This window comes from Cryptosporangium arvum DSM 44712, from assembly GCF_000585375.1.
GTDB classification, from domain to species: domain Bacteria; phylum Actinomycetota; class Actinomycetes; order Mycobacteriales; family Cryptosporangiaceae; genus Cryptosporangium; species Cryptosporangium arvum.
This window is the reverse complement of the sequence record NZ_KK073874.1, coordinates 4,973,640-4,999,773: the sequence shown is the minus strand read 5'-3', so window position 1 is coordinate 4,999,773 and position 26,134 is coordinate 4,973,640. Positions and strand designations below refer to the sequence as shown.

Here is a 26,134-nt window from a genome sequence, read left to right as displayed (position 1 = left end):
ACCGGCGGTCACCGGAAATTCTGTCGGACCCGTTCGCGACAATGCCTTCATGACGAGTGCGGAGCCGGCCCCTCTGGTCGGTCGCGACGCCGAGCTGGCGACGCTACGGGGATTGCTCGGCGGCACGGCGTCCGGCGGGGCCTCCGCCGCGGTCGTGTCGGGCGAGGCCGGCATCGGTAAGACCCGCCTGCTGCGGGAGTTCGCCCGCGCGGCCGACGCCGAGGGCGCGCTGGTCCTGGTGGGGCACTGCGTCAGCTTCGGGGGTGATGCTGTTCCCTTCCTGCCGATCAGCGAGGCCTTCGGGCGGCTCGCGCGGGACGAACCCGAGACCGTCGAACGGCTCCGCGTGCACTACCCGCCGCTGGCCCGCCTGCTGCCCCAGCGCCGGATGGTCGGCTCCGACGGCGACGAGGGCCGCCTCGACCCGGCGGTGCTGTACGAGGCCGTGCTCGGCGCGCTGTTCGAGCTGGCCAGCGACCGGCGCGTGTTACTGGTCCTGGAGGACCTCCACTGGGCCGACGGCGCCACCCGTGAGCTGTTCGGCTTCCTGCTCACCCGCCTGTCCGCCGAGGCCGCAGCCCCGGTCGTGCCGGTCGCCTCCTACCGCTCCGACGACCTGCACCGCCGCCACCCGCTGCGCACGGTCGTGCTCGAGTGGGGCCGGCTGCCCGGCGTCCTGCGGGTCGCGTTGCGTCCGCTGGAGCGGGCCGACGCCGCCGCGCTCGTCCGTGGCCTCGCCGAGGGTTCGGCCACCGAGCTGGACGACGCCGTGCTCGCCGACGTCCTCGACCGCGCCCAGGGCAACGCGTTCTACGCCGAGCAGCTGATCGCCGAGCTCGTCGCCAGCCCGTCGTCGTCGGTCATGATCCCGCGCGACCTGGCCGATCTGCTGCTGATCCGGCTCGAGCGGCTGTCCGCCGACACCCGGCACGTGCTGCAGCTGATCGCGGTCGCGGGGCTGAAGATCCACCACGACCGGCTGGTCCGCGTCGCCGGCCTGAGCAGCGCCGCGCTCAACGCCGCGCTGCGCGAGGCCGCCGACGCGCACGTGCTCGACCTGCGCCCGGGCGACAAGTACGCGTTCCGGCACGCGCTGCTGGCCGAGGCCGTCTACGACGACCTGCTCCCCGGCGAGCGCCGCCGTCATCACGCGCAGTTCGCCGAGGTCATCGCCAGCCTGGAAATACCGGGCACCGACGCCGACCTGGCCCGCCACGCCCGCGAAGCCGGTGACCTGACCACCGCGTTCGACGCCGGTATCCGCGCCGGCGACGAGGCGATGCGGGTCGCCGCGCCGGGCGAGGCGATGCGCCTCTACGAGTCGGTGCAGGAGCTGGCGTCCCTGGTCGAGGACCCACGCACGGTGGTCGAGCTGCCCCGCAAGGCCGCCAGCGCGGCCTCGCACGCCGGGTACCCGTTCCGGGCCGTGCACATGATCGAGGAGGCGCTCGGCCGGCTGCCCGCCGACGCCGCGCCCGACGTCCGGGCCGCGTTGCTGATCGAGCTCAGCGAGCACACGGTCGCGTTCGACACCTCGCACGACGTGGTCGGCCTGGCCCGCCAGGCGCTCGAGCTGATCCCCGAGGAACCGCCGACCGCGCTGCGGGCCCGGGCCCTGGCCGCGCTGGCCCGCGCGCTCTCGGCCAACGCCAGCGACATCGACGAGGCCATCGTCTACAGCGACGAGGCGCGCGCGATCGCCGTCCGCGTCGGGATCACGAACGTCCAGGCCGACGCGGCCACCACCCGCGCGCGGATCGAACGCTGGCGCGCCGATCCGGCCGCCGCCGAGCGGCTGCTGCGCGACAGCATCGTGCAGGCCCGCGCGTCGGGCGATCCCAACGCGACGCTGCGCTCGCTCTACAGCCTGGCGATCTTCCTCTACGAGCAGGGCCGCCTGGAGGACGCGCGGCTGGCGTTCGGCGAGACGGCCGGTGTGGCCCGCGAGATCGGGCGTCCATGGGCCACCTACGGCGCCGACGCGCTGCCGATGATGATCCAGGCCGACTACGTGTTGGGGCGCTGGGACGACGCGCTGTCCGTGGCCGCGGCCTACCCCGACGCTCCGGCTCTGGCCCGGGCCGGCCTGGTCGCGGCGAGCCTGACCGTGCACGCCGGGCGCGGCTCGGCCGACGTGCTGCGCCTGGCCGAGTCGAACCGGCCCTGGTGGCGGCGGGACGGGGTGCTCTGCATCATCGGCGGCGCCGCGCTGCTCGACGCGTACGCCGACCGCGGCGACGTGGAGGCGGCGCTGGCCACCCACGACGAGATCATCGACACGGTCTCCACCCAGTGGGGTGGCCGCTGGTTCGACGCGCGGTTCCGGCTGCACGCGCTGGCGCTCGGCGCGCTCGCGAGCTCGGTCGCCCGGGCCGGAGCGGCCGAGCGGGCCGCGGCCGTGCGTCGGGGTGCGGAGCTGGTGAGCATGGTCGGCCGGGTCGCGGAGAGCGTCCGGGCCCGCAGCGGCAGGCTCGGCCCCGACGAGCCCACCCGGATGACCCGCGCCGACGACGACTGGCCCCGCCTGCGCTGGGCGCCGCCGCACGGGGGCGGGCCGCTCGGGCCGGAGAGCACGGCCTGGGTCGTCCGCGTGGCCGCCGAGTGGGCCCGCCTGCGCTGGGCCGCCGCGTCCGACCCGGCCGCGTCCGACCCGGCCGCGCCCGACCCGGCCGCGCCCGACCCGGCCGCGCCCGACCTTGCCGAATCCGGCCCGGCCGCGTCCGACCCTGCCGCGGTCGACCTTGCCGCGGTCGACCTTGCCGCTGTCGGCCCGGCCGGCGGTGAGGTGTCGGCCACGGCCGCGATTCCTTCGGGTGGGAGTCCCCCGACCGCGGTGTCCTCGGCTGCGGTGTCTTCGGCTGCGGTGTCTTCGGCCGAGGCGCTCTCGGCCGAGGTTCCGTCAGCGGAGGAGTTGGTGGCGGTCTGGCGGCGGTCGGTGGAGGCCTTCGGCTACGGGCACCGGTTCGAGGGCGCGCGGTCGCGGGCGCGGCTGGCGGCCGCCCTGCTGGCCACCGGCGACCCGGGGTCCGCCCGGGCCGAGGCCGCCGCGGCCCGGTCCACGGCCCGTGAGCTGGGCGCCGAGCCGCTGCTCGCCGAGCTGGCCGCGCTGGCCGGTCCGGCCGGGCCACGCACCGCGGCCGATCGCCGCGACACCGAGCTGACCCCGCGAGAGAGGCAGGTGCTCGAACTCCTCGCGCTGGGCCGCACCAACCGGCAGATCGGGCGCTCCCTCTACATCAGCGACAAGACGGTGAGCGTCCACGTGTCGAACCTGATGGCGAAGCTCGGCGCCGCCGGGCGCACCGAAGCCGCGGCCCTGGCCCGCCGCGCCGGTCTCCTCACCTAGGCCGCATCCGGCGATCCGTGCTCGGCTGCGGCTCCGCTCAGCCGCCGCCAGGCCGGGTTGCCAGTCCTTCCGGCTCGGCTCCGCTCAGCCGCCGCCAGGCCGGGTTGCCGGTCGCTCCGGCTGCGGCTGCGGCTCCGCTCAGCCGCCGCCAGGCCGCGTTGCGGGTCCCTTCGGATTAAGCAGCGGGATCGGAAAGGACCTCCGCCTTGCCGCTCGCCGCCCGGACCACGCCCACGGCGGCCTGAACCTGGAAACCCGACCCTAGCCCTGCGTCACCGGGCGGATCACCAGCTCGTTGACGTCGACCTCGGGTGGTTGGGCGAGCGCGAACGCGATCGCCTCGGCGACCGCGGACGGTGGGATGGCGATCCGGTCGCGCAGGGCGAGCAGGTCGGCGCGGACCTCCCGGTCGGTGGCCGCCCCGGCGAAGTCGGTCGCGATGAAGCCGGGGGTGACGGTCGTGACGCGGTACGCGCCGTCCGACTCCTGGCGCAGCCCTTCGGCGATCACCCGGACCGCGGTCTTCGTCGCCGCGTACACCGCCATCGTCGGCAGCGTGCGGAACGCGGCCGTCGAGGCGGTCGTGACGAAGTGCCCGCTGCCCTGCGCGCGGAACACCGGCAGCGCGGCCGCGATCCCGTGCAGCACGCCCTTGATGTTGACGTCGACCATCGCGTCCCATTCGTCGACCCGCAGGTCGGCCAGGTGCGACACCGGGCCGATGCCCGCGTTGCCGACGAACGCGTCGACCCGGCCGAAGCGGTCGAGCGCGAGGTCGACCAGGGCGGTGACGTCGTCGCGTCGGCGGACGTCGGTCGCCGCGTAGACGGCGTCGCCGAGCGACGACGCGAGCGCCTCGAGCCGGTCGGTGCGGCGCGCCCCGAGAACGAGCCGTGCGCCCCGCGACGAGAGCAGTCGCGCCGTCGCCTCCCCGATCCCGCTGCTCGCGCCGGTGATGACCACGACCGTGTTGGTGGTTTCCATGTCTCGAACGGTAGGAATGGGGACGTGGAGCGACCATGAGCGAGCGTTCGGATGATGTGCGCGATCGTTCGGCCGACGTGCTGCCCGACGCGCTCGCGACGCTCGGCGCGCGCCCGGCCCGCCTCTCGACGTTCGCCGGCGGCGGGGACTGGGCGCTGCGGTTCGGCCGGTCGGCGCAGGTGAAGGTCGTCGCGGTCGAGGAAGGCACGTGCTGGGTGCGCGCCGGCGCGGCCGAACCGGTGCGCCTCGGAGCGGGTGAGGCGTACCTGCTCAGCGGCGCCGACTACGTCACCGCGAGCGACCCGGCGGTCCGTCCGCGCGACGGCGCCGCGGCGGCGCGGGGAGACGCCCGGTACGAGGCCGGCACCGGGCCGGTCACGGTGCGGATGGTCGGCACCGCGTTGCGTTTCGCCGATGCCGACGGCGCGCGCCTGCTCCTCGACGGGCTGCCGCCCGCGCGCACCCTGCGCGGCGGGGTCGCGGCGACGCTGTCGCTGCTCGCGGCCGAGGCCACTGCGGGCGGGCGCGCCGGCGAGGCGCTGCGCCGGCACCTGAGCCAAGCGCTCTACCTGCAGGTCTTCCGGTCCAGCGCGCTCGCGGGCGCGCTCAGCGAACCCGGTATCGGGGCCGCGCTGCTCGCGCTGCACGAGCGGCCGGCCGAGCCCTGGACGGTCGCGCGGCTGGCCGCGGTCGCCCGGCTCTCCCGCACGGTCTTCGCCACCCGCTTCGCCGCGCTCGTCGGTGTACCGCCGATGGACTACCTGCGGCGACGGCGGATCGCCGGTGCGGACGCCGAGCTGGCCGCCGGCCGGACCGTCGCGTCGGTCGCCGGCCGCTGGGGATACGCGTCCGAGAGCGCGTTCAGCGCGGCCTACAAACGGGTCACCGGGCACCCGCCGGGCGCGCGGATGCTCCATCCTTTTCGGTATGACTGACGCACATCCGCTCCTCCGGTACTTTCTGGACGCCGCCGACGGCCGGTTCCCGGACGACGACGGGACGGTGACCGCCGTGCCGGCGCTGGACGGCGGCCGGGAGTGCGCGGTCGCGTTCACCGGGCACGCGGTGGTGGCCACCGCGCTGAGCCCCGCGCACGTCGCGGCCGAGAAGCCCGACGGGTTCGGCCGGTCGATGTCCCCGGACTTCCTGCGCTTCCTGGCCGGCCCGGCGGGTGACGTCGGCGACCTGGACGTCACCGTCGTGGCCCGGGGCCGGGGCGGGGCGGCGGCGCTCCCGAAGCTCACCGACGCCGACGACCACCCGCGGGTCGCGTTCGCCCGCGCCCGCCGGTCGAACGTGCGCGTCTACGGCGACGAGCGGGGCCTGGTCACGCTGGCCGAGGGCATCGCCGGGCGGCTGGAGATGTCGATCGAGCTGCACCACCAGACCGTCCGCGGACGGGGTAACGGCCGGTCGCTGATCCGCGAGGCGCTGTCGCTGGTGCCGCGCGACGAGGCGGTGTTCGCGGGGGTCTCGCCGGGCAACGCCCGCTCGCTCCGGGCGTTCCTCGCGGCCGGCTTCACGCCGATCGGCAGCGAGGTGCTGATCCGGCCCGCACGGGATCAGCCGGTGAACGCGCGCAGGTGAGCGGCGAGCTCGTCGGCGTCCTCGGTGGGGATCGTGTGATGGCTGGCCTGTGCGACGGTGCGCGCGGTGACGTCGGGAAGAAGGCCGGTGGCCACCCGCGCCACCCGCGCCGGGTCCTGGGACCGGCTGCGGCCACCGGTGACGACGAGCACGGGGAGGGAGAGCGCCGTCAGCTGCTCCGGTTTCGGACGCCGGGGGAGCACCGGGCGGTGCCAACGCTCGGCGGTGGACGCGCGCATGAGCTCCATCCAGGCCGGGTCCACGGCGCGGCCGCCGGTCTCCCAGTCGTACAGCCGCTGCACCCGCCGGGGAGTGGCGCCGAGCAGCACCGGGAGCCCGCGCCGGAGATATCCCGGTGCCATCGGGGCGAAGCAGGACGACGGTTCGAAGAGCGCCAGCCGGTCGACGCGGCCGGGGTGGGCGAGCGCGTAGCTCAACGCGATCCAGCCGCCGTAGGAGTGGCCGCCGAGGACCGGCCGGTCGAGGCCGTCGAGCACGGCGTCGAGCCAGCGGTGCAGGTCGGCGACCGACGTCAGCGCGGTGCGCTCGCTGCGCCCGGCGTCGCCGACGAGATCGGGGGCGTGCACCCGGAACTCCCCGGCCAGCGCGGACGCCAGCGCGAACCAGGCCGTCGAGGTCGCGCCACCGCCGTGCAGCAGCACCAGCGGACGGCCCCGGCCGCTCGCGTGGACACGCGTGCGCCCCACCGGTGTCGGGAGGTCGACGGCCTCGGTTCCGGCCGGCCACTGCGCCAGGACCGCGTCGTACGCGGACGAGAAGTCGGTCACCCGATCTGTCTACATCATGTAGTCAATGCGGGTTCCCGTTTCGCCGCGACTTCGGTGATCACCTGCGCCAGCAACGAGTCGGCGCGCTCGTTCTCGACCTGGCAGCTGCCGGCCGCCCGGTGCCCGCCGCCGCCGTGGCGCAGCATGACCGCGCCGATGTCGGTGGGGGACGTGCGGTCGAGGATCGACTTGCCCACCGCCAGCACCGTGTTCGTGCCGCCGCGGCCGGGCAGCACGTGGATCGACACCCGTGCCTGCGGGAACAGCGCGTAGACCATGAACCGGTTGCCGGCGTGGATGACCTGCTCGCGACGGAAGTCGACCACCACGACGTCGTCGTGCTGACGACCGAGGCGGCGCAGCTGCTCGGTGAACGCGTTCGCCTGCTTGCGGTAGACGTCCACGCGCTCGGCGACGTCGGGCTGGGCGAGGATGTCGTCGACCGTCGGGCTCTCCGCGCAGACGCCGATCAGCTTCATCATCAGCTGGTAGTTCGAGATCTTGAAGTGCCGGAAGCGTCCGAGGCCGGTGCGGCTGTCCATCAGGAAGTTCAGCAGCGTCCAGCCCTCGGGATAAAAGATGTCCTCGAGGTCGTACGCGCCGGAGTCGCCGGCGTCGACGGCCTCCATCATGTCGTCGGAGACCGTCGGGAACGCCTTCCGGCCGCCGTAGTACTCGTAGACCACGCGCGCCGCGGACGGGGCGTCCGGCCGGATGACGTGGTTGGCCGAGTTCGCGCCGACGCGGAGGGTCTCCGAGCGGTGGTGGTCGAAGACCAGGTGCGCGTCGGGCGAGTAGGGGAGGTTCGTGAGGATGTCGCGCTCGGTGATCTCGAGCAGCCCGTCCTGCACCGGCTTGGGGTGCACGAACACGATCTCGTCGATCAGGTCCAGGTGACGCAGGAGGACAGCGCACACCAGTCCGTCGAAGTCGCTGCGGGTCACCAGGCGGAATTTCATCGCGGGTCCTCGGGCTCTCGCTCTAACGGTGGGCTCGCGTCAGGTGTCCGAGAGCCTGGCTTGAGCAGTAAATCGGCCGTTTCCGCGGAAAGCTGAGGGCAGTGGGCGCCAGCCGTCGATGGCGGTGTCGAGAAGATCCCGGCGGGGGTGTCCGATCGGGCGGGCGCCGTTCGTAGCAGGGTTGACTCGCACCCCGCACACCTCGGGAGATGATCCGGATGGCGCAGTACCTGATGTCCGTGCTCGACGACGGCACCCACCCCGGCACGCCGGAGGAGCAGGCCGCGATCGACGTCTTCAACGAGAAATTGCGGACCGGCGGCCACTGGGTGTTCGCCGACGGCCTCGGCGCGCCCGGCACGGCCACCGTCGTCGACAACCGCGGCGACGAGCCCGTGCTCACCGACGGGCCGTACGTGGAGACGAAGGAGTACGTCGTCGGCCTGTGGATCATCACCGCACCGCATCTCGACGTCGCGCTGCGGCTGGCCACCGAGGCGTCGAAGGCCTGCAACCGCCGGATCGAGCTCCGACCGACGCACAGCGAATGACCGGCGTCGCCGACACGATCACCCGGGTCCACCGTGACGAGTGGGCCCGGGTGGTCGCCACCCTGGCCCGGCGCCTCGGCGACCTCGACGTCGCCGAGGAGATGGCGGCGGAGGCGTTCGCCACCGCGGTCGAACGCTGGCCGGACGAGGGCGTCCCGGCCAACCCCGGCGCCTGGCTCACCACCACCGCCTACCGCAAGGCCGTCGACCGCCTGCGCCGCGAGGTCCGGCGCGACGAGAAGCACCAGGAGGCGCTGATGCTCACCGACACCCCCGAGCCGCTCGGCGCGATCGACGACGACCGGCTCCGGCTGGTCTTCACCTGCTGCCACCCCGCGCTGGCGATGGAGGCCCGGATCGCGCTGACCCTGCGCCTGGTCGGCGGGTTGACCGTGCCCGAGATCGCCCGCGGGTTCCTGGTCGAGGAGCCCGCGATGGCGCGGCGGATCACCCGCGCGAAGGCGAAGATCCGGGCGGCGCGGATCCCGTACGGCGTGCCGCTGCGCGAGGACCTCCCGGCCCGCGTCACCGGCGTCCTCGCCGTGCTCTACCTGATCTTCAACGAGGGCTACCTGGCCTCGGACCCCGACCGGTCACCCCTGCGCGACGACCTGGCCGACGAGGCGGTCCGGTTGACCCGGCTGGTCCACGGCCTGCTCCCCGCCGACGGCGAGGTCGCCGGGCTGCTGGCGCTGATGGTGCTGACGCAGGCGCGCCGGGCCGCGCGGGTGACGGCGGGCGGCGAACTGGTCGCGCTCGGCGAGCAGGACCGCGGCGCCTGGGACCGGGAGCTCGTCGCCGAAGGCCACGCCCTGGTCCGGGCGCGGCTGGCCGCCGGCGAGGCCCCCGGGCGCTACCAGCTCCTGGCCGCGATCAACGCCGTCCACACCGACGCCCCGGACGTCCGGGACACCGCCTGGCCGCAGATCGTCGCGCTCTACGACCAGCTGGCGCGCCTGGATCCCTCGCCGGTCGTCCGGCTCAACCGGGCGATCGCGGTCGCCGAGGTCGACGGCCCGCAGGTCGCGCTGGCGCAGGTGGACGGGCTGCCGCTCGAGGGCTACCACACGTTCCACGCGACCCGGGCCGAGCTGCTGCGCCGGCTGGGGCGCAGCGCGCCGGCGCGGGCCGCGTACGACCGGGCGATCGCGCTGGCCACCAACGCCGGCGAGATCTCCTACCTCGTTCGCCGACGCGACCAGCTCGCCGGGTGAGCGGCCGCTAGGGTCGGCGCTGTGGAGCAGCCTCTCGCCCGAACGCAGCGGAGTGCGTCGATGATGCCGTTCGCGGCGCTGGTGCACGGCGCGCGGTTCGGGGCGCTGGTGCTGGGCGCGGTGTCGGCCGCGCTGTACACCTGGATCGGGTCGCTGCCGGCGTCCGAGCTGCCGCTCTGGCTGCTCCTCACCGGGTTCCTCGTCCTGTTCGCGGTGCCGCTGCTCTACCTGCTGCTGTTCCGGCTGGCCCGGCGGTGGACCCGGGTGACGTTCGTGGTCGGCGCCGGGGAGTTCCGGCTGCCCCGGGGCGTGCCGTGGTTCGGCGCGGTGTTCGTGCTGCAGGCGCCGATCGTGGCGAACCTGATCGTCCAGCCGGAGCTGGACTCCCTGGCGCTGCGTGTCGTCGCGGTGCTCGTCGTGCCGCTGATGGTGTGGGCGCTGTTCCGGTCGGGGCCTCTCCGGCTCACCCCCGACGGTCTGCGGATCTCGCCCCGGCACCGGGTGGTCTGGGACGTGCTCGAACCCGGCGGTCCCTACCCCGAGCACGTCCAGGGGCGGACGATCTGGCTGCTCACCCGGTACGACGGCTGGAAGAGCATCACCGTGCACGACGAGCTCGTCGACGTGGAGTTCCTCGCGGCCGCGATCCGCCACTACCGGGAGAACCCGGCGGCCCGCGCCGGGATCGGCACGCGGGCCGGGCTCGACGCGCTGGCCGGGGCGTAATTGGGGCGAGATCGTCGGTGGGGCACGCGACACTGTCGCGGTGCTCATGACGCTGTCCACGACCCACCGGCCCGCCACCGACCTCGGGTACCTGCTGCACAAGCACCCCGACAAGGCGTTGCGCTTCGACGTCGCCGCCGGCGCCGCGCACGTGGTGTGGCCGGAAGCGACGCCCGAGCGCAGCACGGTCGCGCTCCTGCTCGAGGTCGACCCGGTCGCGCTGGTGCGCGGCCCGGCGCAGGCGTCGCTGAGCCAGTACGTCAACGACCGGCCGTACGTGGCCTCGTCGCTGCTCGCGGTCGCGCTGGGCAAGGTCTTCCGCACCGCGCTCAACGGCCGCTGCGACGCGCGTCCCGACCTCGCCGAGCGTCCGCTGCCGCTGGAGATCCGGTTGCCCGCGGTGCCCAGCCAGGGCGGCCCCGAGCTTCTCGAGCGGCTGTTCGCGCCGCTGGGCTGGAGCGTGCGCGCCACGCCGATCCCGCTCGACCCGCGGGTACCGGACTGGGGCGCGTCGCGGTACGTCGCGCTGGAGCTCACCGGCGAGGTGCGCCTGGCCGACGCGCTGACCCAGCTCTACGTCCTGCTCCCGGTGCTCGACGACACCAAGCACTACTGGGTCAGCCAGGAGGAGGTCGACAAGCTGCTGCGCGCCGGTGGGCGCTGGCTGGCCACGCACCCCGAACGTGACCTGATCACCCGCCGGTACCTGCGTCACCGCCGCGAGCTGGTGCTCTCCGCCGTCGGCCGGCTGGCCGAGATCGACGACACCGAGCCCGAGACGCTCGACAACGCGGTCGCCGCCGGGGCGCGCCCGCTGGCCCGCCGCCGCGTCGACGCGGTCGTCGCCGCGCTGGCCGCCGAGGGCGCGTCGAGCGTCGTCGACCTCGGTTGCGGGGAGGGCGCTCTGCTGCGCGCGCTGCTCAACGATCCCCGGTTCGCCCGGGTCCTCGGCGTCGACGTCTCGGCCCGCGCGCTGGAGACCGCGGCCCGCCGCCTGAACTTCGACCGGATGTCCGACCACGTGCGGGCGCGGATCGAGCTGATCCAGTCCTCGCTCACCTACCGGGACGACCGGTTGCGCGACTACGACGCGGTCGTGCTGATGGAGGTGATCGAGCACCTCGATCCGCCGCGCCTGCCCGCGCTCGCGCGCACGCTGTTCGGTGCCGCGAGGCCCAGGACCGTGCTCGTCACCACGCCCAACGCCGAGTACAACGTCCGCTACGCCGGCCTGCGCCCCGGGGCGTTCCGCCATCCCGACCACCGGTTCGAGTGGACCCGCTCCGAGTTCGCGCAGTGGGCCGCGGCGGTCGCGCACGAGCACGGCTACTCCGTGCACCACGCGCCGGTCGGCGACGACGACCCCGAGATCGGCCCGCCCACCCAGCTGGCGATCTTCCGGCGCGAGGAGGTCCGATGAGCACGCTGACGATTCCCACGCTGTCGCTGGTGTGCCTGGTCGGGGTCAGCGGTTCGGGCAAGTCGACGTTCGCGCGCACCCACTTCGGACGGTTCGAGGTGCTCTCCAGCGACTTCTGCCGCGGGCTGGTCGCCGACGACGAGAACGACCAGAGCGCCACCGGGGCCGCGTTCGACGTCCTGCACCACATCGCCGGCGTCCGGCTGGCCGGGGGCCGGCTGACCGTCGTGGACGCCACGAACACCCAGGCCCAGGCCCGGAAGGCGCTGGTCGAGCTGGCCCGGGCGCACGACGTCCTGCCGGTCGCGATCGTCCTCGACGTGCCCGAGAAGGTGTGCCTCGCCCGCAACGCCGGGCGCACCGACCGCGACTTCGGCGCACCGGTGATCCGGCGCCAGAGCGACCAGCTGCGCCGCTCGCTGCGGTCGCTGCGCAAGGAGGGCTTCCGCACCGTCCACGTGCTCCGCGGCGAGGACGAGATCGCCGACGCGGTGATCGTCCGGGAGAGACTGCTCAACGACTTCCGCGACGACCACGGCCCGTTCGACGTCGTCGGCGACGTCCACGGGTGCCGTCGCGAACTCGAGGCCCTGCTGACCCGGCTGGACTACACGCTCGTGCACGACGACGAGGGTCGCCCGGTCGACGCCGTGCACCCGGCCGGGCGCCGGGCGGTGTTCGTCGGCGACCTCGTCGACCGCGGTCCCGACGCCCCCGGCGTGCTGCGGCTGGTGATGGGCATGGTCGCGGCCGGCCACGCCCGCTGCGTCCCCGGCAACCACGAGAACAAGCTGGTCCGCGCGCTCCGGGGCCGCGACGTGCAGCGCACCCACGGGCTGGCCGAGACGCTCGAGCAGCTCGCCGGGCAGCCGCCGGAGTTCGTCGCGGCGGTCGAGGAGTTCTGCTACGGGCTGGTGTCGCACCTCGTCCTCGACGACGGCAAGCTGGTCGTCGCGCACGCCGGGCTCAAGGAGGAGTACCACGGCCGGGCGTCCGCCCGGGTGCGTGGCTTCGCCCTCTACGGCGACACCACCGGCGAGACCGACGAGTACGGGCTGCCGGTCCGCTACCCGTGGGCCGAGGAGTACCGGGGCCGCGCGACGGTGCTCTACGGGCACACGCCGGTGCCCAGGCCCCAGTGGGTCAACAACACGCTCTGCCTCGACACCGGGTGCGTGTTCGGCGGCGCCCTCACCGCGCTGCGCTACCCGGAGCGGGAACTGGTGAGCGTCCCGGCCGAGCGGGTCTGGTACGAGCCGGTCCGGCCGCTGTCCCCGGAGGCGGCCCGCCGCCCCGACGAGCTGGCGATCACCGACGTCACCGGACGCCGCGGCGTCGAGACCCGGCTGGCCGGCCGGGTGACCGTCCGGGAGGAGAACGCGGCCGGCGCGCTCGAGGTGATGAGCCGGTTCGCGCTCGACCCCCGCTGGCTGATGTACCTGCCGCCGACGATGGCCCCGTGCGCCACCGCGTCCACCGGCGATCTGCTGGAACACCCCGCCGCGGCGTTCGACGCCTACCGCTCGGCGGGCGTCGACCGGGTGATCTGCGAGGAGAAGCACATGGGCTCCCGCGCGGTGGTGCTGCTCGGTCGCAGCGCCGGGGTCGCCCACACCCGGTTCGACGCCGAGCCGGGCGCGAGCGGAGCCGTCTGGACCCGCACCGGCCGGGCGTTCTTCCCCGCGCCGCTGACCGAGGAGCTGCTGGGCCGGCTGCGGGGTGCGGCCGAAACCGCCGGCCTGTGGAACGACGCCGACTGGCTGCTGTTCGACGCGGAGATCCTGCCCTGGTCGGCGAAGGCCGACGAGCTGCTCCGCGGGCAGTACGCGGCCGTCGGCGCCGCCGCCAGGGCCGCGACCCCGGCCGCGGTGGACGTGCTCTCGGCGGTGGCGGCCCGGGGCGTCGACGTCGGTGAGCTGCTGGGGCGGGCCACCGCCCGGGTCCACAACGCCGAGGCGTTCAGCGACGCGTACCGCCGGTACGTGTGGCCGACGGCCGGCTTGAGCGGCGTCGAGGTCGCGCCGTTCCAGTTGCTGGCGTCGGGCCCCGCGGAGGGCGAGGGCCGCACCTGGGCCGACCACGACCACGGCTGGCACCTCGAGGTGGCCGACCGGCTGGCCGCGGCCGACCCGGCGCTCGTGCGGCGCACCCGCCGGCTCGTCGTCGACGTGGACGACCCGGACTCGAGCGCGGCCGGGGTGGCGTGGTGGGAGGAGCTGACCGGGGCCTGCGGCGAGGGCATGGTGGTGAAGCCGCTGGCCAACGGGGCGGTCGGCCGGCGCGTGCAGCCGGGAATCAAGGTGCGTGGCCGCGAGTACCTCCGGATCATCTACGGGCCCGACTACACCGAGCCGGCGAACCTCGAGCGGCTGCGTGAACGGGGGCTCGGGCGCAAACAGTCGCTCGCGCTGCGCGAGTACGCCCTCGGCGTCGAGGCGCTCGAGCGGGTGGCCCGCGGTGAGCCGCTGTGGCGGGTGCACGAGGCGGTGTTCGCGGTGCTGGCGCTGGAGTCGGAGCCGACCGACCCGCGCCTGTGACCGCGGAACCGGGGATCGGCGGTCCCTGGTTCACCACCGGGAACACCCGCACACTTCAGTCTCATGACAACGCTCCACACGCACTGCGACGGCGACACGATGCCCTTCGTCCGGGAGTTCGTGCGTGACCCGCTCGGGGTGGCCTCGCTGGTGCCGAGCGGGGGAGCGCTGGCCCGCCGGGTCACCGCGCCGATCGCGGCGTCGGGTCAGCCGGTGGTCGTGGAGCTCGGGCCGGGCACCGGGGCGTTCACCCGCGTCATCCAGGCGGCGCTCGGCGGCCGGGGGCTTCACCTCGCGCTGGAGGTGAACGAGCAGTTCACCCGCTTGCTCGCCGCGCGCTTCCCCGGCGTCGACGTGATCCCGGCCGACGCGCGTGACCTGCCCGAGGTCCTCGGCGGCCGGGGCATCGACCGCGCCGACGTCGTGGTGAGCGGCCTGCCGTGGGCGGCGTTCGGGGCGCAGCAGCAGACCGGGATCCTCGACGCGATCACCGGCGCCCTGCAGCCCGGGGGCGCGTTCACGACGTTCGCGTACGTGCACGCGCGGTGGTCGGGCCCGGCCCGCCGTTTCCGCCGTCTCCTGGACACCCGCTTCGAGGAGGTCGTGGTGGGCCGGACGGTCTGGGCCAACGTGCCTCCCGCCCTCGTCTACCACTGCCGCCGACCCCGGTAGGCCGCACGACTCCACAGATCGCGATCGGAGCGCGTTGATACGGATGAGCCCGGTCGAAGGAGTTGGAGATTGTGGCGAGCAACCTCGACGAGGTGGCGTTCGACAGTTACGTCGCTGAGCACGGGCGGACGTTCCTGCGGTTCGCGTACGTGTTGTGCGGTGACTACCACCTGGCCGAGGACCTCGTCCAGGAGTCGTTCGTGCGGGTGCACCGGCGCTGGCCGAAGGTGCGCTCCGAGCAGCCTGCGGCCTACGTGCGCAAGACGATCCTGCGGCAGTACCTGTCGTGGCGCCGGCGGAGAGCGTCGGCGGAGGTGCCTGCCCTCCCCGACGCCGACACCAACCAGGACGGTCGTCCCGACCACGCCGACAGCGTGGCCGACCGCGACGCGGTGCGGATCGCCGTCGCCGGGCTGCCCCCGCGTCAGCGCGCGGTGCTCGTGCTCCGGTTCTACGAGGATCTCGACGACGACGAGATCGCCGCGATCATCGGCTGTTCGGCACCCACAGTCCGGTCCCACGCCAGCCGGGCACTGGCCCGTTTACGCGGGGCGTCCCCGTTGCTCGAGGAGCGTTTCTCATGAACGACGTCGAAACCCACGTGCGCTCGGTGCTCTCCGAACTGGCTGACGGCGCTCCGCCCCCGGCCGGCCTCGTCGGCGCCGTCCGGGGCCGGCAGCGGCGGGTCCGCCGCCGCCGGTTGGCCGTGGGTGCGGCCGCGGTCGCGGCGGTCGTGCTGGCCGCGGGCGTCGCCACCGTGCAGCTGCGCGAGCCGGACACCACCCTGCAGGTCGCCGCACCGCCGCTGACCGACAGTGGGTTGCCGCCGGCGCCGCTGGGCCTCGGCGAGTTGCCGGACGGTTTCGGCCGGCCCCGGGTGTCGATCTTCGACACCGGGCGGTGGCGGATCTGGTCCACCCGTGAGAACCCCGAAGCGGAGCTGGAGGTGTCGATCGACTCGACCGAGCCGAACGGCTCCACCTGGCCGGGCGTCGAGCCGGAGAAGGTGGCGTTCGACGGGCGGCCGGCGACGCTCACCGCGCTTCCGATCAACGACGGGGACTCGATGGCCACGCTGGCCTTCCAGCGCGGGCCCGCGCTCTGGGTCGCGGTGTCGGTCGTCACCCGGGGCGACGAGGACCCGTACTCGGCGGTCAGCCGGGACGAGCTCTTCGGCGTCGCCCGTGGGCTCACCGACGAGCCGACCGCGGTGCAGGAGCTGATCCGGTTCGCCGCGGTCCCCTCCCCGCTGGTGCTGTGCGCGAGCCACGACGGGTCCGGGCAGGAGTTCGACACGTCGCAGGTGGCGCTCTGCGACCCGCGGGTGAAGAACCTTCCGGTCGCGCTGAACGGCACTCTGCCCGCGGTGCCCGACAACGCGGCCGTGCAGGTGTACTGGCAGCACGTCGAGCCCGGCGAGTGGTGGCGTGACCGGCGCAGCGGCGTGCGACGCGCACCGGTCACGGTGAACGGTCGCGAGGGCGAGATCGCCGAGGCCGGTACCGCGGCGCAGCGGCTCTGGTACGGCTGGGTCCGGCTGGCGAACGGCGTCGTGGTGAACGTCGAGACGCGTGAGCCGAATCTGTTCACCCGGGAGCGGTTCGTCGAGTTCCTGGGTGCCCTCGGCCCCGGTCAGGGTCTCGATTAGGTCGTTTAGCCTGTCGGCATGTACCACTGGAACGATCCGGGCTCGACCCCCGACGCGCGGACCTGGCGGGACGCGTTCATCGACCTGCACGGGGAGAGCCGGGTCACCCTCACCGAGACCGGTCCCTGGGCCGGCCGGCTGGAATGGCAGCGGTCGACGTCCTACGGCATCGCGCTCTGCGGCAACGTCCGTGAGGAGTTCGTCCGGCAGGGCAGGCACATCCGGGCCGACACCCGGGGCGTGTTCGAGCTGCTGGTCCCCATGGTCGGCAGCGCCCAGGTCACGCAGGCCGGCGCCGAGAGCGTGATCCGGCCGGGGACGCTCGCGCTGTGCGATGTGGACCGCCCGTTCACGTTCGCCCACGCCGAGGACTTCGTCTCGACCGCGGTGCTGATCCCCACCGATGCGGTCCACCGCCGCACCGCGACGCGCGAGTCCCTGGCGTTCGACGGCACCGCCGGGCTGGGCCGGGTGATCCGGCGCATGGTGCTCACCCTGCAGGAGGAGCGCGAGCAGCTCACCGGTGCGGCGTTCGACGTCGCCTGTGACCAGCTGCTCGACCTGGTCGGGCTGGCGGCGGAGGGCGCCGTCGATTCGGCGCCCCCGGCCCAGCGGGCGGAGGTCGAGGCCCAGATCCGGCGGTACGTGCGGCGTCACGCGGCCGACTCCGGCCTCACGGTCGCCGGGATCGCGCGGGCGCTCGGCTGGTCGACGCGCTACATCCAGGACGTCCTGCAGGCGGCCGGCACCACCTCGCGCGACCTCATCCGCACCGAACGGCTGCGCGCCGCGCGCACCCGGCTGACCAGCCCGAACTGGCGCCACCGGTCGATCACGCAGATCGCGTACGCCTGCGGATTCACCAGCCACTCGTCGTTCGCCACCGCGTACCGGCGCGAGTTCGGGCTGACCCCCCGGGAGACCCGTCAGGCGAGCGCGCCGCCGTCGACGCGCAGCGTGCTGCCGGTGATGTAGTCGGCGTCGGGGCCGGCGAGGAACGCGACCGCGCCCGCGACCTCGTCCGCGCTCGCGTACCGGCGCAGCGGGATCATCTGCACGAACACCCGGCCCAGCTCGGAGTCGGCGGGCACCGCCATGTCGGTGTCGACCAGGCCGCACTCGATGACGTTGACGGTGATCCGCCGGGGCGCGACGTCGTTGGCCCAGGCCCGGGTGTACCCGGCGACGGCCGCCTTGCCCGCCGCGTAGTCGGCCACGCCCGGGGTGCCGGCCCGGGTCGCGAGCCCCGAGGACAGGCTGATCACGCGACCGCCGTCGCTCAGGTAGCGCAGGGCCTGGTAGGTCGTGTCGGCCACGCCGGTCACGTTCACGGCCGCCTGCGCGTCCCGGTCGGCGCCGGACAGCTCGCCGGGCCGGAACACCCCCGCGTTGTTGACCAGGATGTCGATCCGGCCGAACTGCCGGGCCACCGCGTCGACCATCGCGGTCACCTGGGCGCGGTCGGCCTGGTCGGCCTGGATCGCCTCGGCGCGTACGCCTTCCGCGCGCAGGTCGTCGAGGACCGCTTTGGCCTTCTCCGCCTCGATGGCGTAGGTGATGGCCACGTCCGCGCCCAGCCGCGCCAGCCGCCGGGCGGTCGCGGCCCCGATGCCCCGGCTGCCGCCGGTCACGATCGCCACCTTGCCGGACAGAACCTTCTCGCTCACGTGTTTCCTCTCCTGGAACGTTCTGGCCCGTCCACTGTCCCCGTCCGGCCGGCGCGGATCTTTCGCCGCGGCGCACTGTTCCTTCGCGGCGGCGCATGGCACGGTCGGCACGTGACCCTGCGCGAACGACAGCTGGCGGCTCTGCGCGGCGGGCGGCCGGCGCTGATCGTCGTCGACGTCCAGCGCTCGTTCGCCGACCCGGAGTACCTCGTCGGCTACCAACTGGCGCCGGACGCGTCGGCCGCGGTCGCCGCCGCCGTGCGGAGGACCGGCGCACTGGTCGACGCGGCGCGCGCGGCCGGCGTGCCGGTGTTCTGGGTCGGGCTCGGCACCGACCCGGCCACCCCCTGGCGTGCCAGCCTCTGGTTGCGTACCGGCGACCCCGGCGCGCCCTACGGGCCGGATGAACCGTGCGTCCGCGGGACGCCGGGCGCGGACTGGTACGGCCTCACCCCGGCCGACGACGAGACGCAGGTGGTCAAGCGGGGATACAGCGGGTTCCTGGGCACCGGGCTGGCCGAGGCGCTCCGGGACGCCGGGGTCGGATGGACGGCCGTGGCCGGGCTCACCAGCGACTGCTGCGTGGCGGCCACCGCGACCGACGCGTTCCAGCTCGGCTGGCCGGTGCTCGTCCCGGCCGACGCGGTCGCCGCGTACGACGTCGCGACGCACGAGGCCGCGCTGGCCCAGCTCGCGCTCCACGTCGCGGTACTGACGACCGCCGACGAACTGGTCAGCCGATGGCGGCGGTGACGAGTTCCAGGGTGCGGCGGGCGACGTCCGGCGGCGTACCGAACGGCTTCACCCGCAGGTTGACGGTGGTGACGCCGGCCTCGGCGTAGCCGCGCAGCGCCGCCCCCACCTCGGCGGGCGTGCCGACGAGCGTCGACGGGGCCGCCGGGTCGCCCGGCACGGACTCCCACAGCCCCCGGGACGAGTAGTAGCCGGCGACCGGGGCGAAGTACTGCTCGGCGAGCTCCCGGGCCCGCGACCCGTCCGGGTGCACCAGGCACAGCCGGTTGGCGACGACCTTGCCGCCGGGCACCAGTTCGCGGTACGCCGAGGCCTGCCGCGCCAGCAGCCGGTCGGTGTAGTTGGTGGCGGCGTAGTACCCGTCGCCGTAGGTGGCCGCCCGGCGCACCGCCACCTCGGCGCCACCGCCGACGAGCAGCCGGGGCCCGCTCACCGGGGCGGGCGCCACCTCGTTCCAGGCTTTCCGCAGCGTCTCGAGCGCGGCGTCGGGGCGGGTGCTGGTGCCGAACCGCGTCCGCAGGTCGGCGGGGCCCAGGCCGATGCCGACGGTCAGCCGGCCGCCGGAGAGCTGGTCGAGCAGCGCGGTCTCGTAGGCCAGGCGCAGCGGGTCGTAGGCGCGCAGCAGCAGCACACCGGTACCCAGGCGCAGCGACGTCCGCGCGGCCAGGTGCGCGAGCACGAGCAGCGCGGACGGCAGGTGGAACGGTTCCGGCCGGCGGTGGTAGCTCTCCCCGATCCAGACGGCGTCGACGCCGACGTCTTCCGCGGTACGGAGCACCGGCAGCGCGTCGCCGACTTGGTCGGCGACCAGGGCCGCCGAGCCGAGGTCGAGTGCGAGTCCGAGCTTCACTGGCGGCTCTCGGTCAGCGGGTCCGGCGCCTTCTCCGGTGTGATCGGCCCCGGACCCGGCGGTTCGTCGGGCTCGGGCGGAGCGGACGGGCGCTCGCGGCCGTTGTGTCCACGGTGGTCGTCCCGGTCCGGACCATGTGGATGGTTGATCGTGTCGGTGCTGGTCACTGTCGCCTCCTCATCGGTCGTCGCTGGCCGTGGGTGCACAGGGGCCGGGTGCACGGGGGCCGGGTGCAGTGGATCACGGGCGGCCCGCGGTCCGGGGGGTATTTGTCCAAATAATGCCTGTGAGTGTTTCCCGAGGTGCGTCGGGAGGCACCGGTGACGCGCCGGGGAAATGGCCCGACCGCCCGATGACGTGCGCCGAATCGTCGTCGCGGAATCGCTTTCGGCATTACACCGACCGCGCGTATACCCATTTGTGTTAGGCGCATTCACCGGTCGGCGGCGGGAAATGTGGCCCGGATTGATCCGGATGGCAGCGCGCCGTCCTGATGCGTGGCGCATCACCCGGTGACCACCGGACGGTGCCCATCCGACCTGCGCGTCCGCCCTCTCCGTCGGCGTCGCGTTCCCGACCAGCGGTGACCCGGCCGCCGGACGGCGATTGTTCGACGTACCGCAATTGCGTCCGATCGGGTGGTGCGGCCGTGGGGAGTGGCGAGCACTGGGACGAGTTCGCGAAAATCACCGCAGGCGCCTCGTCAATTGTTCGTCCGGACCACAATGCTGGAGCACTCGTGACTGTTTGCAGTGGGTGACGCCGTGCCCCGACCGGAGAATCCGATTCCGTCCGAGAACGGTGCGCTGGCCGGCTTCGCCGGTGCGTTGCGCCGGCTGCGCGCCGGTGCCGGTGCGCCGACCTACCGGACGATCGCCGCCCGCGCCCACTACGCGCCCTCCCGGCTGTCCGAGGCCGCGGCCGGACACCACCTGCCCACCTGGGAGGTGACCGCGGCGTTCGTCCGGGCCTGCGGTGCGCCGCCCAAGGACCTGCCGCTCTGGCGGTCGCGCTGGGAACGGGCCCGCGCCGGGCTGCGGCCGGCACCGGTCGACGCGGAGGCGCGCCGGTTGCAGACCAAGGTCCGCCAGCTCCTGCGCACGCTGCCGGCCGCCGACGCCCGCCGGGCCACGTACGCCCAGCACCTGCGCGCGCTCGTCGAGCTCGAAGGCGTGACGCTGCGCGGGCGGGCGGCACGCCTCGGGTATCCGGTGAGCACGCTGAGCCAGGCGCTGACCGGCCGGCGCCCGTTCCGCCGCGACATGCTCGTCGATCTGCTCTCCGACACGTTCCTCGACGACGTCGACCGGGCGGCGTGGCTGGCGCTGTGGGACCTGATCCCCGGCGACGAGCCCCGGATCCCCGGGCGCACCGCGCCGGTGGCCGTGTCGAAGCCGTTCGTGTTCTGGTGGGCCCCGCCGATGCGCGAGGCGCTGGTGAGCCACGACCTCGGCGCGGTGTCCCGGCTCTACCGGGCCGGCACGGAGATCTCGACGCAGCGCGCGCTGGCGCAGCTGGTCGGCGTCTCCCAGGGCACGATCTCGCGGCTGGAGAACGGGCGGCTCGCGCCGACGCCGGCGCTGCTGGCGCAGTTCGTGGGCGGGCTACGGATCCCGTCCGGCCTGGTGCTGCGCCACGGAGAGGTGGCCGGACCGCCGGCCGTGCCGCCGGGGCGCCCGGTGGAACCCCCCGACTCCCAGCTGCTGGCCACGCTGCCCCCCGACGAGCTGGCCGACGGCGTGCGCCGGTCGATCGCCCGGCTCTACCGGCTGGACTACGACGTCGGCGGCGACGTGGCCCACCGCGAGGCCGAGGTGCTGCTGGCGGTGCTCGAGCGGCGGCTGGCCGAGGAGAGCCTGCCGCGCCCGGTCGAGACGGCGCTGCGCCTGGCCGCCGGGGACCTGAGCATGTGCGCGGGCTGGACCGCGTTCGACGCCCGGCGGCTGGAGACCGCGCGGCACTGGTTCACCGAAGCACTGACGACCGCACGCACGCTGGGCTCGGCCCCGCTGGAGGCGCACGCGCTGACCGACCTGAGCTACCTGGAGACCACCCAGCACAGCCCGCAGCTCGGCCTGGGCACCGCGGCCGCCGCCCGCCGGGCCGACCCCGGCGCGTTCGCCGACCGCACCGCGCTGATCGCGCTGCGGGAGGCGCGCGCCCACGCGATGCTCGGCGAGGAGCGCCGCAGCCGGCTGGCCCTCGACCGGGCCCGGACCGCGGTGGGGCGGCGGCACACCGACCACGCGCCGACGCCCGAGTGGCTCGCACACCTCGACGAGAACGAGCTCGACGGCATGGAGGGCACCTGCCTGCTCGACCTCGGCCGGGCCCGCGACGCCCGGCCGCTGCTGCGCCGTGCGTCGGGGGGCGTGCGGGCCAGCGACCGCAACCGGGCCCTCTACGCGGTGCGGGTCGGCGCCGCCCACCTCGCGTGCGGCGACCTGGCCGACGCCGAGGAGGCCGGCGCCGACGCGGCGACGTTGATGTGCGAGGCGTCGGTGCTGAGCGCCCGGGTGGTCGAGGAACTGGCCGATCTGCGTGCGGACCTCTCCGGACGGCTGCGCCGCGCCGTGTCGGACCGGTTCGAGAGCCAGTTCCGATGCATCATGAGTCAGGCGATGAGCGCACAACAGGCTTCCTAGCCCGTGGGCCATTACAGTGAAGTCGGGTCATCCATCCCGACCGGGGGCGCACGCCGACGGGAGTGAGATCGGATGCTGCGCGCACAATTCCTGCTGGCACTGGCCGGTCTCGCCGCGTCGCCGGTGCTGCCTGGCCGCGCCCCGTGCGGCGGTACGGCGTTGCGTGCCCGGGTCGAGAGGCTCGAGGCGGTCGACGAGCGGCACGGCTCGGCCGGGCTGGTCGGCACCAGCCGGGAGCTGGCCGCCGCGCTGTGCGGCCGTGCGGACGCCGACCCGGCGTTCGGGCGTCTCGCCGGCGCCGCGGCCGAGAACGCGGCCTGGACCGCGTTCGACGCCGGCCTGCCCGCGCTCGCGCTGCGCCGGTGGGACGTCGCGCTCGTCCTGGCCGTGCGCCACCACGACCGGGCGACCGCGGCCCGGGCCCGGGCGTCGATGGCGCTGGCCGCCGCCGACACCGGCGACGGGGTGGCCGCGGTGCGCCAGGCCCGGGCGGCGCGGAGGGTGCGTCCGGACGCGCCGGCGCACCTGGCCTCGCTGCTGTCCGCCCGGGCCGCGCTCGGCCACGGCCACCGCCGCGACGGCGAGGGCACCCGGGTGGCGCTGGGCGCGGCCGAGAGCGCGCTCGGCGCCGCCCGCGGTGACGCGGAGGAGAGCTGGCTGCGGTTCTGGGGCCCGGCCGACCTGGCGTGCCACCGGGCGAAGGCGCTCGCCGCGCTGGGGGACCGGCCCGGCGCCGAGCGGGCGGCCCGGGAGGCCGTCGCCGGGGTGCCCGCCGCGCAGCGCCGCAACGCGACGTTGTACCAGGGGCTGCTGGCCGGCCTGGTCGCCGCGCGGGGGGAGCTGGACGAGGCGCGCGGCCTGGTCGACGGCGTCGTCGCCGGGGGGCTGCCCGACTCGGCCCGGGTGCGGGCACGGCTGACCCGGGCCGTGTCCGCGATCGGGGCCCGCGATCCGGGCTACCACCCGGCCTGGGCCCGGGCGACCCGGGAGCTGCTGGTTGTTCGGTTCGCGTGACGCCGGCGCACGGCGTCCCGGCCGTTGAGCCGGGTGCCCCGGCCACCGCCGTGTTCCCCGCCCCTGGATGCGGACGCCGGCCGGGTCCCACCATCGGGGCATGGCCCGCCCGCAGCACCTGGCGCCGACCGCGCGACCGCGTCCCGCCCGGATCGGCGACGCGCAGGTGCGGCGTATCGTCGCGCTCGCCGGCGAGCTCTACGACCTCGACTACGACGTCGGCGGCGACACGCTCTGGGACCGGGCCGAGACGCGGGTGCGGGAAGCACACCAGCTGCTGCGCTTCGGCACCTACAGCGGCCAGGTCGGGCCACGGCTGCACTCCGCCGTCGGCGAGCTGGGCATGTGCGCCGGCTGGCTGGCCTTCGACGCCGGCCGCCACCCGCAGGCCCGCCGGTCCTACACCGAGGCGCTGACCCTCGCGCGGATCGCCGACGACCCCTGGCTGGAGTTCCACGCGTTGGTCAGCATGAGCATGCAGGGCGTCGCGACCGACCGGCCCCGGGACGCGCTGGCGCTGGCCCAGGCGGCCGAGCACCTGCTGCTCCGCCGCCCGCACCCGCTGCTCGCGGCCGTCGCCGCGATGCGTCAGGCCCGGGCGTACGCCAAGCTGGGCGACCCGGCCGGGATGCGCGCGGCGATGGACCGCGCCTGGACGGCGTTCGAGGCGCGGGGCGACACCGCCGGGTCCGCACCCGAGTGGACGCGGTTCCTCGACGACGCCGAACTGGCCGGGAACGAGGGCATGTGCGAGAACGACCTCGGCCGTCTGGCCCGGGCGTCGGCCCTGCTCGACCGGGCCTGCGGGCAGCAGCGCGACGGCATGACCCGCAACCTGTCGCTCTACACCGTGCGGCTCGCCCGGGTCCGCCTGGCGGCGGGCGACGCCGAGGGCGCGGTCCGGCTCGGGGAGACCGCGCTCGGCCTCGCGGCGGACCGGGTCGCGAGCACCCGCATCGTCACCGAGCTGCGTGAGCTCCGCGACGAGCTGTCCGCCCGCGCCGTGGAGACGACCCGGTTGGACGCGCTGGTGGCCTGAGCCGGAGTCGCGCGGGGCGGCCGGAGGGGGGCCGCCCCGCGCGGGTTCAGGCCGGCACCGCGCGCGGCGTGGTGTTCCACTGCTCGGAGCCGAACACCTCGTACCGGATGCGGTCCTCGGAGACGCCGCGGCTGCGCAGCCCCGCCCGCACCGCGGCCATGAACGGCACCGGCCCGCACAGGTACACCTCGGCGTCGTCGGGCACCGGGATGGCGTCGGGGTCGACGAGCCCCGTCCGGGCTCCCGGGACACCGGACTCCTCGTACCAGGTCAGGCTCCGGAACGAGCGCAGCCGGGCGCCGGACGCGGCCAGCTCGGTACGCAGCGCGTGCCGGTCCGGGCTGCGGTCGGCGTGTACCGCGACGACCTCGCGCGACGGCCGGCTGCGGGCCACGTGGTCGAGCATCGAGGCCATCGGCGTGATTCCGACGCCCGCGCTGACCAGCACCAGCGGCGAGTCGTCGTCGCGCAGGACGAGGTCGCCGAACGGGCGGCTCAGCCGCAGGGTGTCGCCGGCCGACACGTGCTCGTGCAGGTAGCCGGACACGGCGCCGCCGGGGACGTGGCGGACCGTGATGCGCAGCGTGTGCCCGGGCGCCTGCGAGAGCGAATACTGACGCAGCTGACGGGTGCCGTCGGGCAGGTCGGCCGCGACCGTGACGTACTGACCGGGGCGGAACGCCGGGGCCGGTGCGCCGTCGGAGCGCGCCAGCACGAACGAGACCGTGTCGTGGGCCTCGGCGACCGTGGTGACGACCGTGTACTCCTGCCACGGTGACCCGGTGTCGACGTCGGCCCGGGCGTAGAGACGTGCCTCGCGGCCGATCAGCCGGGTCGCGAACAGCCAGTAGACCTCGTCCCAGGCCGCGGCGATCTCCGGCGTCACCGCGTCGCCCAGCACGGTGTGGACGGCGCCGAGCAGGTACCGCCCGACCAGCGTGTACTGCTCGGCGCGGATGCCGAGCGCGCAGTGCCGCTGGGCGATCCGCTCGACGAGGTGGTCGAACACCCGCGCGTCGGGGCCGGTGCCGGTCAGGTGGGCCGCGTAGGCCGCGACCGCCCCGGCGAGCGCGTTCTTCTGCTCGCCGGTCGCCTGGGCGCTGCGGCTGAACAGATTCCGCAGCTCGGGGTTCTCGGCCAGCATGGTGTCGTAGAAGACACCGGAGATCGCGCCGAGGTGCGCGCCGACGATCGGCAGCGTCGCCTCGACGATCGGGGCGCTGGCAGCGGAGAGCATGGATCCTCCCGGTGGGATTCAGGCCCGGCCGAGCGCGAGCAGGATCTGCTCGGTCGGTGGCCCGGTGAGTTCCTCGACCGTGATCGGGTCGAGGCTGACGTAGAACGCCTCCTGCGCGGCTCGCAGCGCCCGGCGCAGCCGGCAGCCGGAGTTGAGCGGACAGCCGTCGCAGTCGACGACCTCCGTCTCGCCCTCCAGCTCGCGCACGATGCCACCGACCGACGCCGAGCGGGCCGCGGCGGCGAGCCGGACCCCGCCGCTGCGGCCGCGCACGGTCTCCAGCAGCTCCAGGTGCTGCAGGCGCTGGACCACCTTGGCCAGGTGGTGGCGCGGTACGTCGAGGGATTCGGCCAGTTCGTCGATGGTCAGCAGCCGGTCACGGGCGGCGCCGAGCATCAGGACACGCAGGCCGATGTCGGTGGAGCGGTTGAGGCGCACGACTCGACAGTAGTCAAACAGGACTCTGAGATTCCCCTTTTATGGTGAGGGTCACTCGG

Annotated in this window: 24 protein-coding genes; 16 read left to right on the top strand and 8 right to left on the bottom strand. The window is 74.7% G+C overall.

All coding sequences use genetic code 11. The features are described 5' to 3' along the window. Positions 1–49: 49 nt before the first annotated feature. Complete coding sequence (locus tag CRYAR_RS50285; RefSeq protein ID WP_051570803.1) at positions 50–3,346, top strand: helix-turn-helix transcriptional regulator; 3,297 nt, start codon at positions 50–52, stop codon at positions 3,344–3,346. 261 nt (positions 3,347–3,607) lie between these two features. Here CRYAR_RS50285 and CRYAR_RS22515 read toward each other — a convergent pair whose 3' ends face one another. Next, positions 3,608–4,330, bottom strand: a complete 723-nt coding sequence (locus CRYAR_RS22515) for an SDR family oxidoreductase (RefSeq protein ID WP_035855046.1) — start codon at positions 4,328–4,330, stop codon at positions 3,608–3,610. A 35-nt stretch (positions 4,331–4,365) separates the two neighbouring features. On the opposite strand from CRYAR_RS22515, the gene CRYAR_RS22510 reads away from it, so the two are divergent. Both CRYAR_RS22510 and CRYAR_RS22505 read left to right on the top strand, forming a co-directional pair. After that, positions 4,366–5,265, top strand: coding sequence for an AraC family transcriptional regulator (locus CRYAR_RS22510; protein ID WP_084700836.1), 900 nt, complete (start codon positions 4,366–4,368; stop codon positions 5,263–5,265). Further along, positions 5,258–5,917 carry an N-acetyltransferase gene (locus tag CRYAR_RS22505; RefSeq protein ID WP_035855043.1) on the top strand — a complete coding sequence of 220 codons (660 nt, stop codon included), beginning with the start codon at positions 5,258–5,260 and terminating at the stop codon, positions 5,915–5,917. The genes CRYAR_RS22510 and CRYAR_RS22505 overlap by 8 nt, the downstream gene beginning before the upstream one ends. Here the strand turns inward: CRYAR_RS22505 and CRYAR_RS22500 are convergent. Next, entirely contained in the window at positions 5,893–6,705 is an 813-nt protein-coding gene (locus tag CRYAR_RS22500) for an alpha/beta fold hydrolase (protein WP_035855042.1), read from the bottom strand. The genes CRYAR_RS22505 and CRYAR_RS22500 overlap by 25 nt on opposite strands. Positions 6,706–6,719: 14 nt before the next feature. Continuing rightward, positions 6,720–7,664 carry a hypothetical protein gene (locus tag CRYAR_RS22495; RefSeq protein ID WP_035855040.1) on the bottom strand — a complete coding sequence of 315 codons (945 nt, stop codon included), beginning with the start codon at positions 7,662–7,664 and terminating at the stop codon, positions 6,720–6,722. A 218-nt stretch (positions 7,665–7,882) separates the two neighbouring features. Here CRYAR_RS22495 and CRYAR_RS22490 point away from each other — a divergent pair, with 218 nt between their 5' ends. The 9 genes from CRYAR_RS22490 (at position 7,883) to CRYAR_RS22450 (ending at position 17,407) form a co-directional block, all read left to right on the top strand. Then, positions 7,883–8,215 (top strand): YciI family protein, encoded by a 333-nt coding sequence (locus CRYAR_RS22490; protein WP_035865850.1) that lies wholly within the window; start codon positions 7,883–7,885, stop codon positions 8,213–8,215. Then, positions 8,212–9,429: an RNA polymerase sigma factor gene (locus CRYAR_RS22485; RefSeq protein ID WP_035855037.1), complete on the top strand. Its 1,218-nt coding sequence runs from the start codon at positions 8,212–8,214 to the stop codon at positions 9,427–9,429. Before CRYAR_RS22490 ends, CRYAR_RS22485 begins: the two co-directional genes overlap by 4 nt. 21 nt (positions 9,430–9,450) lie before the next feature. Beyond that, positions 9,451–10,155, top strand: a complete 705-nt coding sequence (locus CRYAR_RS22480; RefSeq protein WP_157017977.1) for a hypothetical protein — start codon at positions 9,451–9,453, stop codon at positions 10,153–10,155. 46 nt (positions 10,156–10,201) lie between these two features. Next, positions 10,202–11,575, top strand: a complete 1,374-nt coding sequence (locus tag CRYAR_RS22475) for a 3' terminal RNA ribose 2'-O-methyltransferase Hen1 (protein WP_245620713.1) — start codon at positions 10,202–10,204, stop codon at positions 11,573–11,575. Further along, positions 11,572–14,112 carry a polynucleotide kinase-phosphatase gene (locus CRYAR_RS22470; protein WP_035855030.1) on the top strand — a complete coding sequence of 847 codons (2,541 nt, stop codon included), beginning with the start codon at positions 11,572–11,574 and terminating at the stop codon, positions 14,110–14,112. The genes CRYAR_RS22475 and CRYAR_RS22470 overlap by 4 nt, the downstream gene beginning before the upstream one ends. Positions 14,113–14,175: 63 nt before the next feature. After that, positions 14,176–14,784, top strand: coding sequence for a class I SAM-dependent methyltransferase (locus CRYAR_RS22465; protein ID WP_211247586.1), 609 nt, complete (start codon positions 14,176–14,178; stop codon positions 14,782–14,784). A gap of 71 nt (positions 14,785–14,855) precedes the next feature. Continuing rightward, positions 14,856–15,368, top strand: a complete 513-nt coding sequence (locus tag CRYAR_RS22460) for a SigE family RNA polymerase sigma factor (protein ID WP_211247585.1) — start codon at positions 14,856–14,858, stop codon at positions 15,366–15,368. After that, positions 15,365–16,432 (top strand): hypothetical protein, encoded by a 1,068-nt coding sequence (locus tag CRYAR_RS22455; protein WP_035855028.1) that lies wholly within the window; start codon positions 15,365–15,367, stop codon positions 16,430–16,432. The genes CRYAR_RS22460 and CRYAR_RS22455 overlap by 4 nt, the downstream gene beginning before the upstream one ends. Before the next feature lie 18 nt (positions 16,433–16,450). Beyond that, positions 16,451–17,407: an AraC family transcriptional regulator gene (locus CRYAR_RS22450; protein ID WP_051570802.1), complete on the top strand. Its 957-nt coding sequence runs from the start codon at positions 16,451–16,453 to the stop codon at positions 17,405–17,407. On the opposite strand, the gene CRYAR_RS22445 is transcribed toward CRYAR_RS22450, so the two are convergent. Continuing rightward, complete coding sequence (locus CRYAR_RS22445; RefSeq protein ID WP_035855026.1) at positions 17,359–18,099, bottom strand: SDR family NAD(P)-dependent oxidoreductase; 741 nt, start codon at positions 18,097–18,099, stop codon at positions 17,359–17,361. The two genes, CRYAR_RS22450 and CRYAR_RS22445, sit on opposite strands and share 49 nt — an antisense overlap. 111 nt (positions 18,100–18,210) lie before the next feature. On the opposite strand from CRYAR_RS22445, the gene CRYAR_RS22440 reads away from it, so the two are divergent. Beyond that, on the top strand, positions 18,211–18,852 hold the full coding sequence (locus CRYAR_RS22440; protein WP_035855024.1) for a cysteine hydrolase family protein: 642 nt from the start codon (positions 18,211–18,213) through the stop codon (positions 18,850–18,852). Here CRYAR_RS22440 and CRYAR_RS43460 read toward each other — a convergent pair. Continuing rightward, positions 18,833–19,702 carry an LLM class flavin-dependent oxidoreductase gene (locus CRYAR_RS43460; RefSeq protein WP_051570801.1) on the bottom strand — a complete coding sequence of 290 codons (870 nt, stop codon included), beginning with the start codon at positions 19,700–19,702 and terminating at the stop codon, positions 18,833–18,835. The genes CRYAR_RS22440 and CRYAR_RS43460 overlap by 20 nt on opposite strands. Beyond that, on the bottom strand, positions 19,699–19,869 hold the full coding sequence (locus CRYAR_RS47485; RefSeq protein ID WP_157017975.1) for a hypothetical protein: 171 nt from the start codon (positions 19,867–19,869) through the stop codon (positions 19,699–19,701). The genes CRYAR_RS43460 and CRYAR_RS47485 overlap by 4 nt, the downstream gene beginning before the upstream one ends. A gap of 597 nt (positions 19,870–20,466) precedes the next feature. Between CRYAR_RS47485 and CRYAR_RS22430 the strand changes: the two genes are divergently transcribed. The 3 genes from CRYAR_RS22430 (at position 20,467) to CRYAR_RS22420 (ending at position 24,400) form a co-directional block, all read left to right on the top strand. After that, positions 20,467–22,347 (top strand): NsdA family TPR-like regulatory protein, encoded by a 1,881-nt coding sequence (locus CRYAR_RS22430; protein WP_157017973.1) that lies wholly within the window; start codon positions 20,467–20,469, stop codon positions 22,345–22,347. 72 nt (positions 22,348–22,419) lie between these two features. Beyond that, positions 22,420–23,361 carry an NsdA family TPR-like regulatory protein gene (locus CRYAR_RS22425; protein ID WP_035855020.1) on the top strand — a complete coding sequence of 314 codons (942 nt, stop codon included), beginning with the start codon at positions 22,420–22,422 and terminating at the stop codon, positions 23,359–23,361. 100 nt (positions 23,362–23,461) lie between these two features. Then, positions 23,462–24,400 carry an NsdA family TPR-like regulatory protein gene (locus tag CRYAR_RS22420; protein WP_051570800.1) on the top strand — a complete coding sequence of 313 codons (939 nt, stop codon included), beginning with the start codon at positions 23,462–23,464 and terminating at the stop codon, positions 24,398–24,400. Between the two features lie 46 nt (positions 24,401–24,446). Here the strand turns inward: CRYAR_RS22420 and CRYAR_RS22415 are convergent, their stop codons facing one another. Together CRYAR_RS22415 and CRYAR_RS22410 are read right to left on the bottom strand one after the other, a co-directional pair. After that, entirely contained in the window at positions 24,447–25,637 is a 1,191-nt protein-coding gene (locus CRYAR_RS22415; RefSeq protein ID WP_035855018.1) for a globin domain-containing protein, read from the bottom strand. Between the two features lie 18 nt (positions 25,638–25,655). After that, complete coding sequence (locus CRYAR_RS22410; protein ID WP_035855015.1) at positions 25,656–26,075, bottom strand: RrF2 family transcriptional regulator; 420 nt, start codon at positions 26,073–26,075, stop codon at positions 25,656–25,658. Positions 26,076–26,134 lie beyond the last annotated feature (59 nt).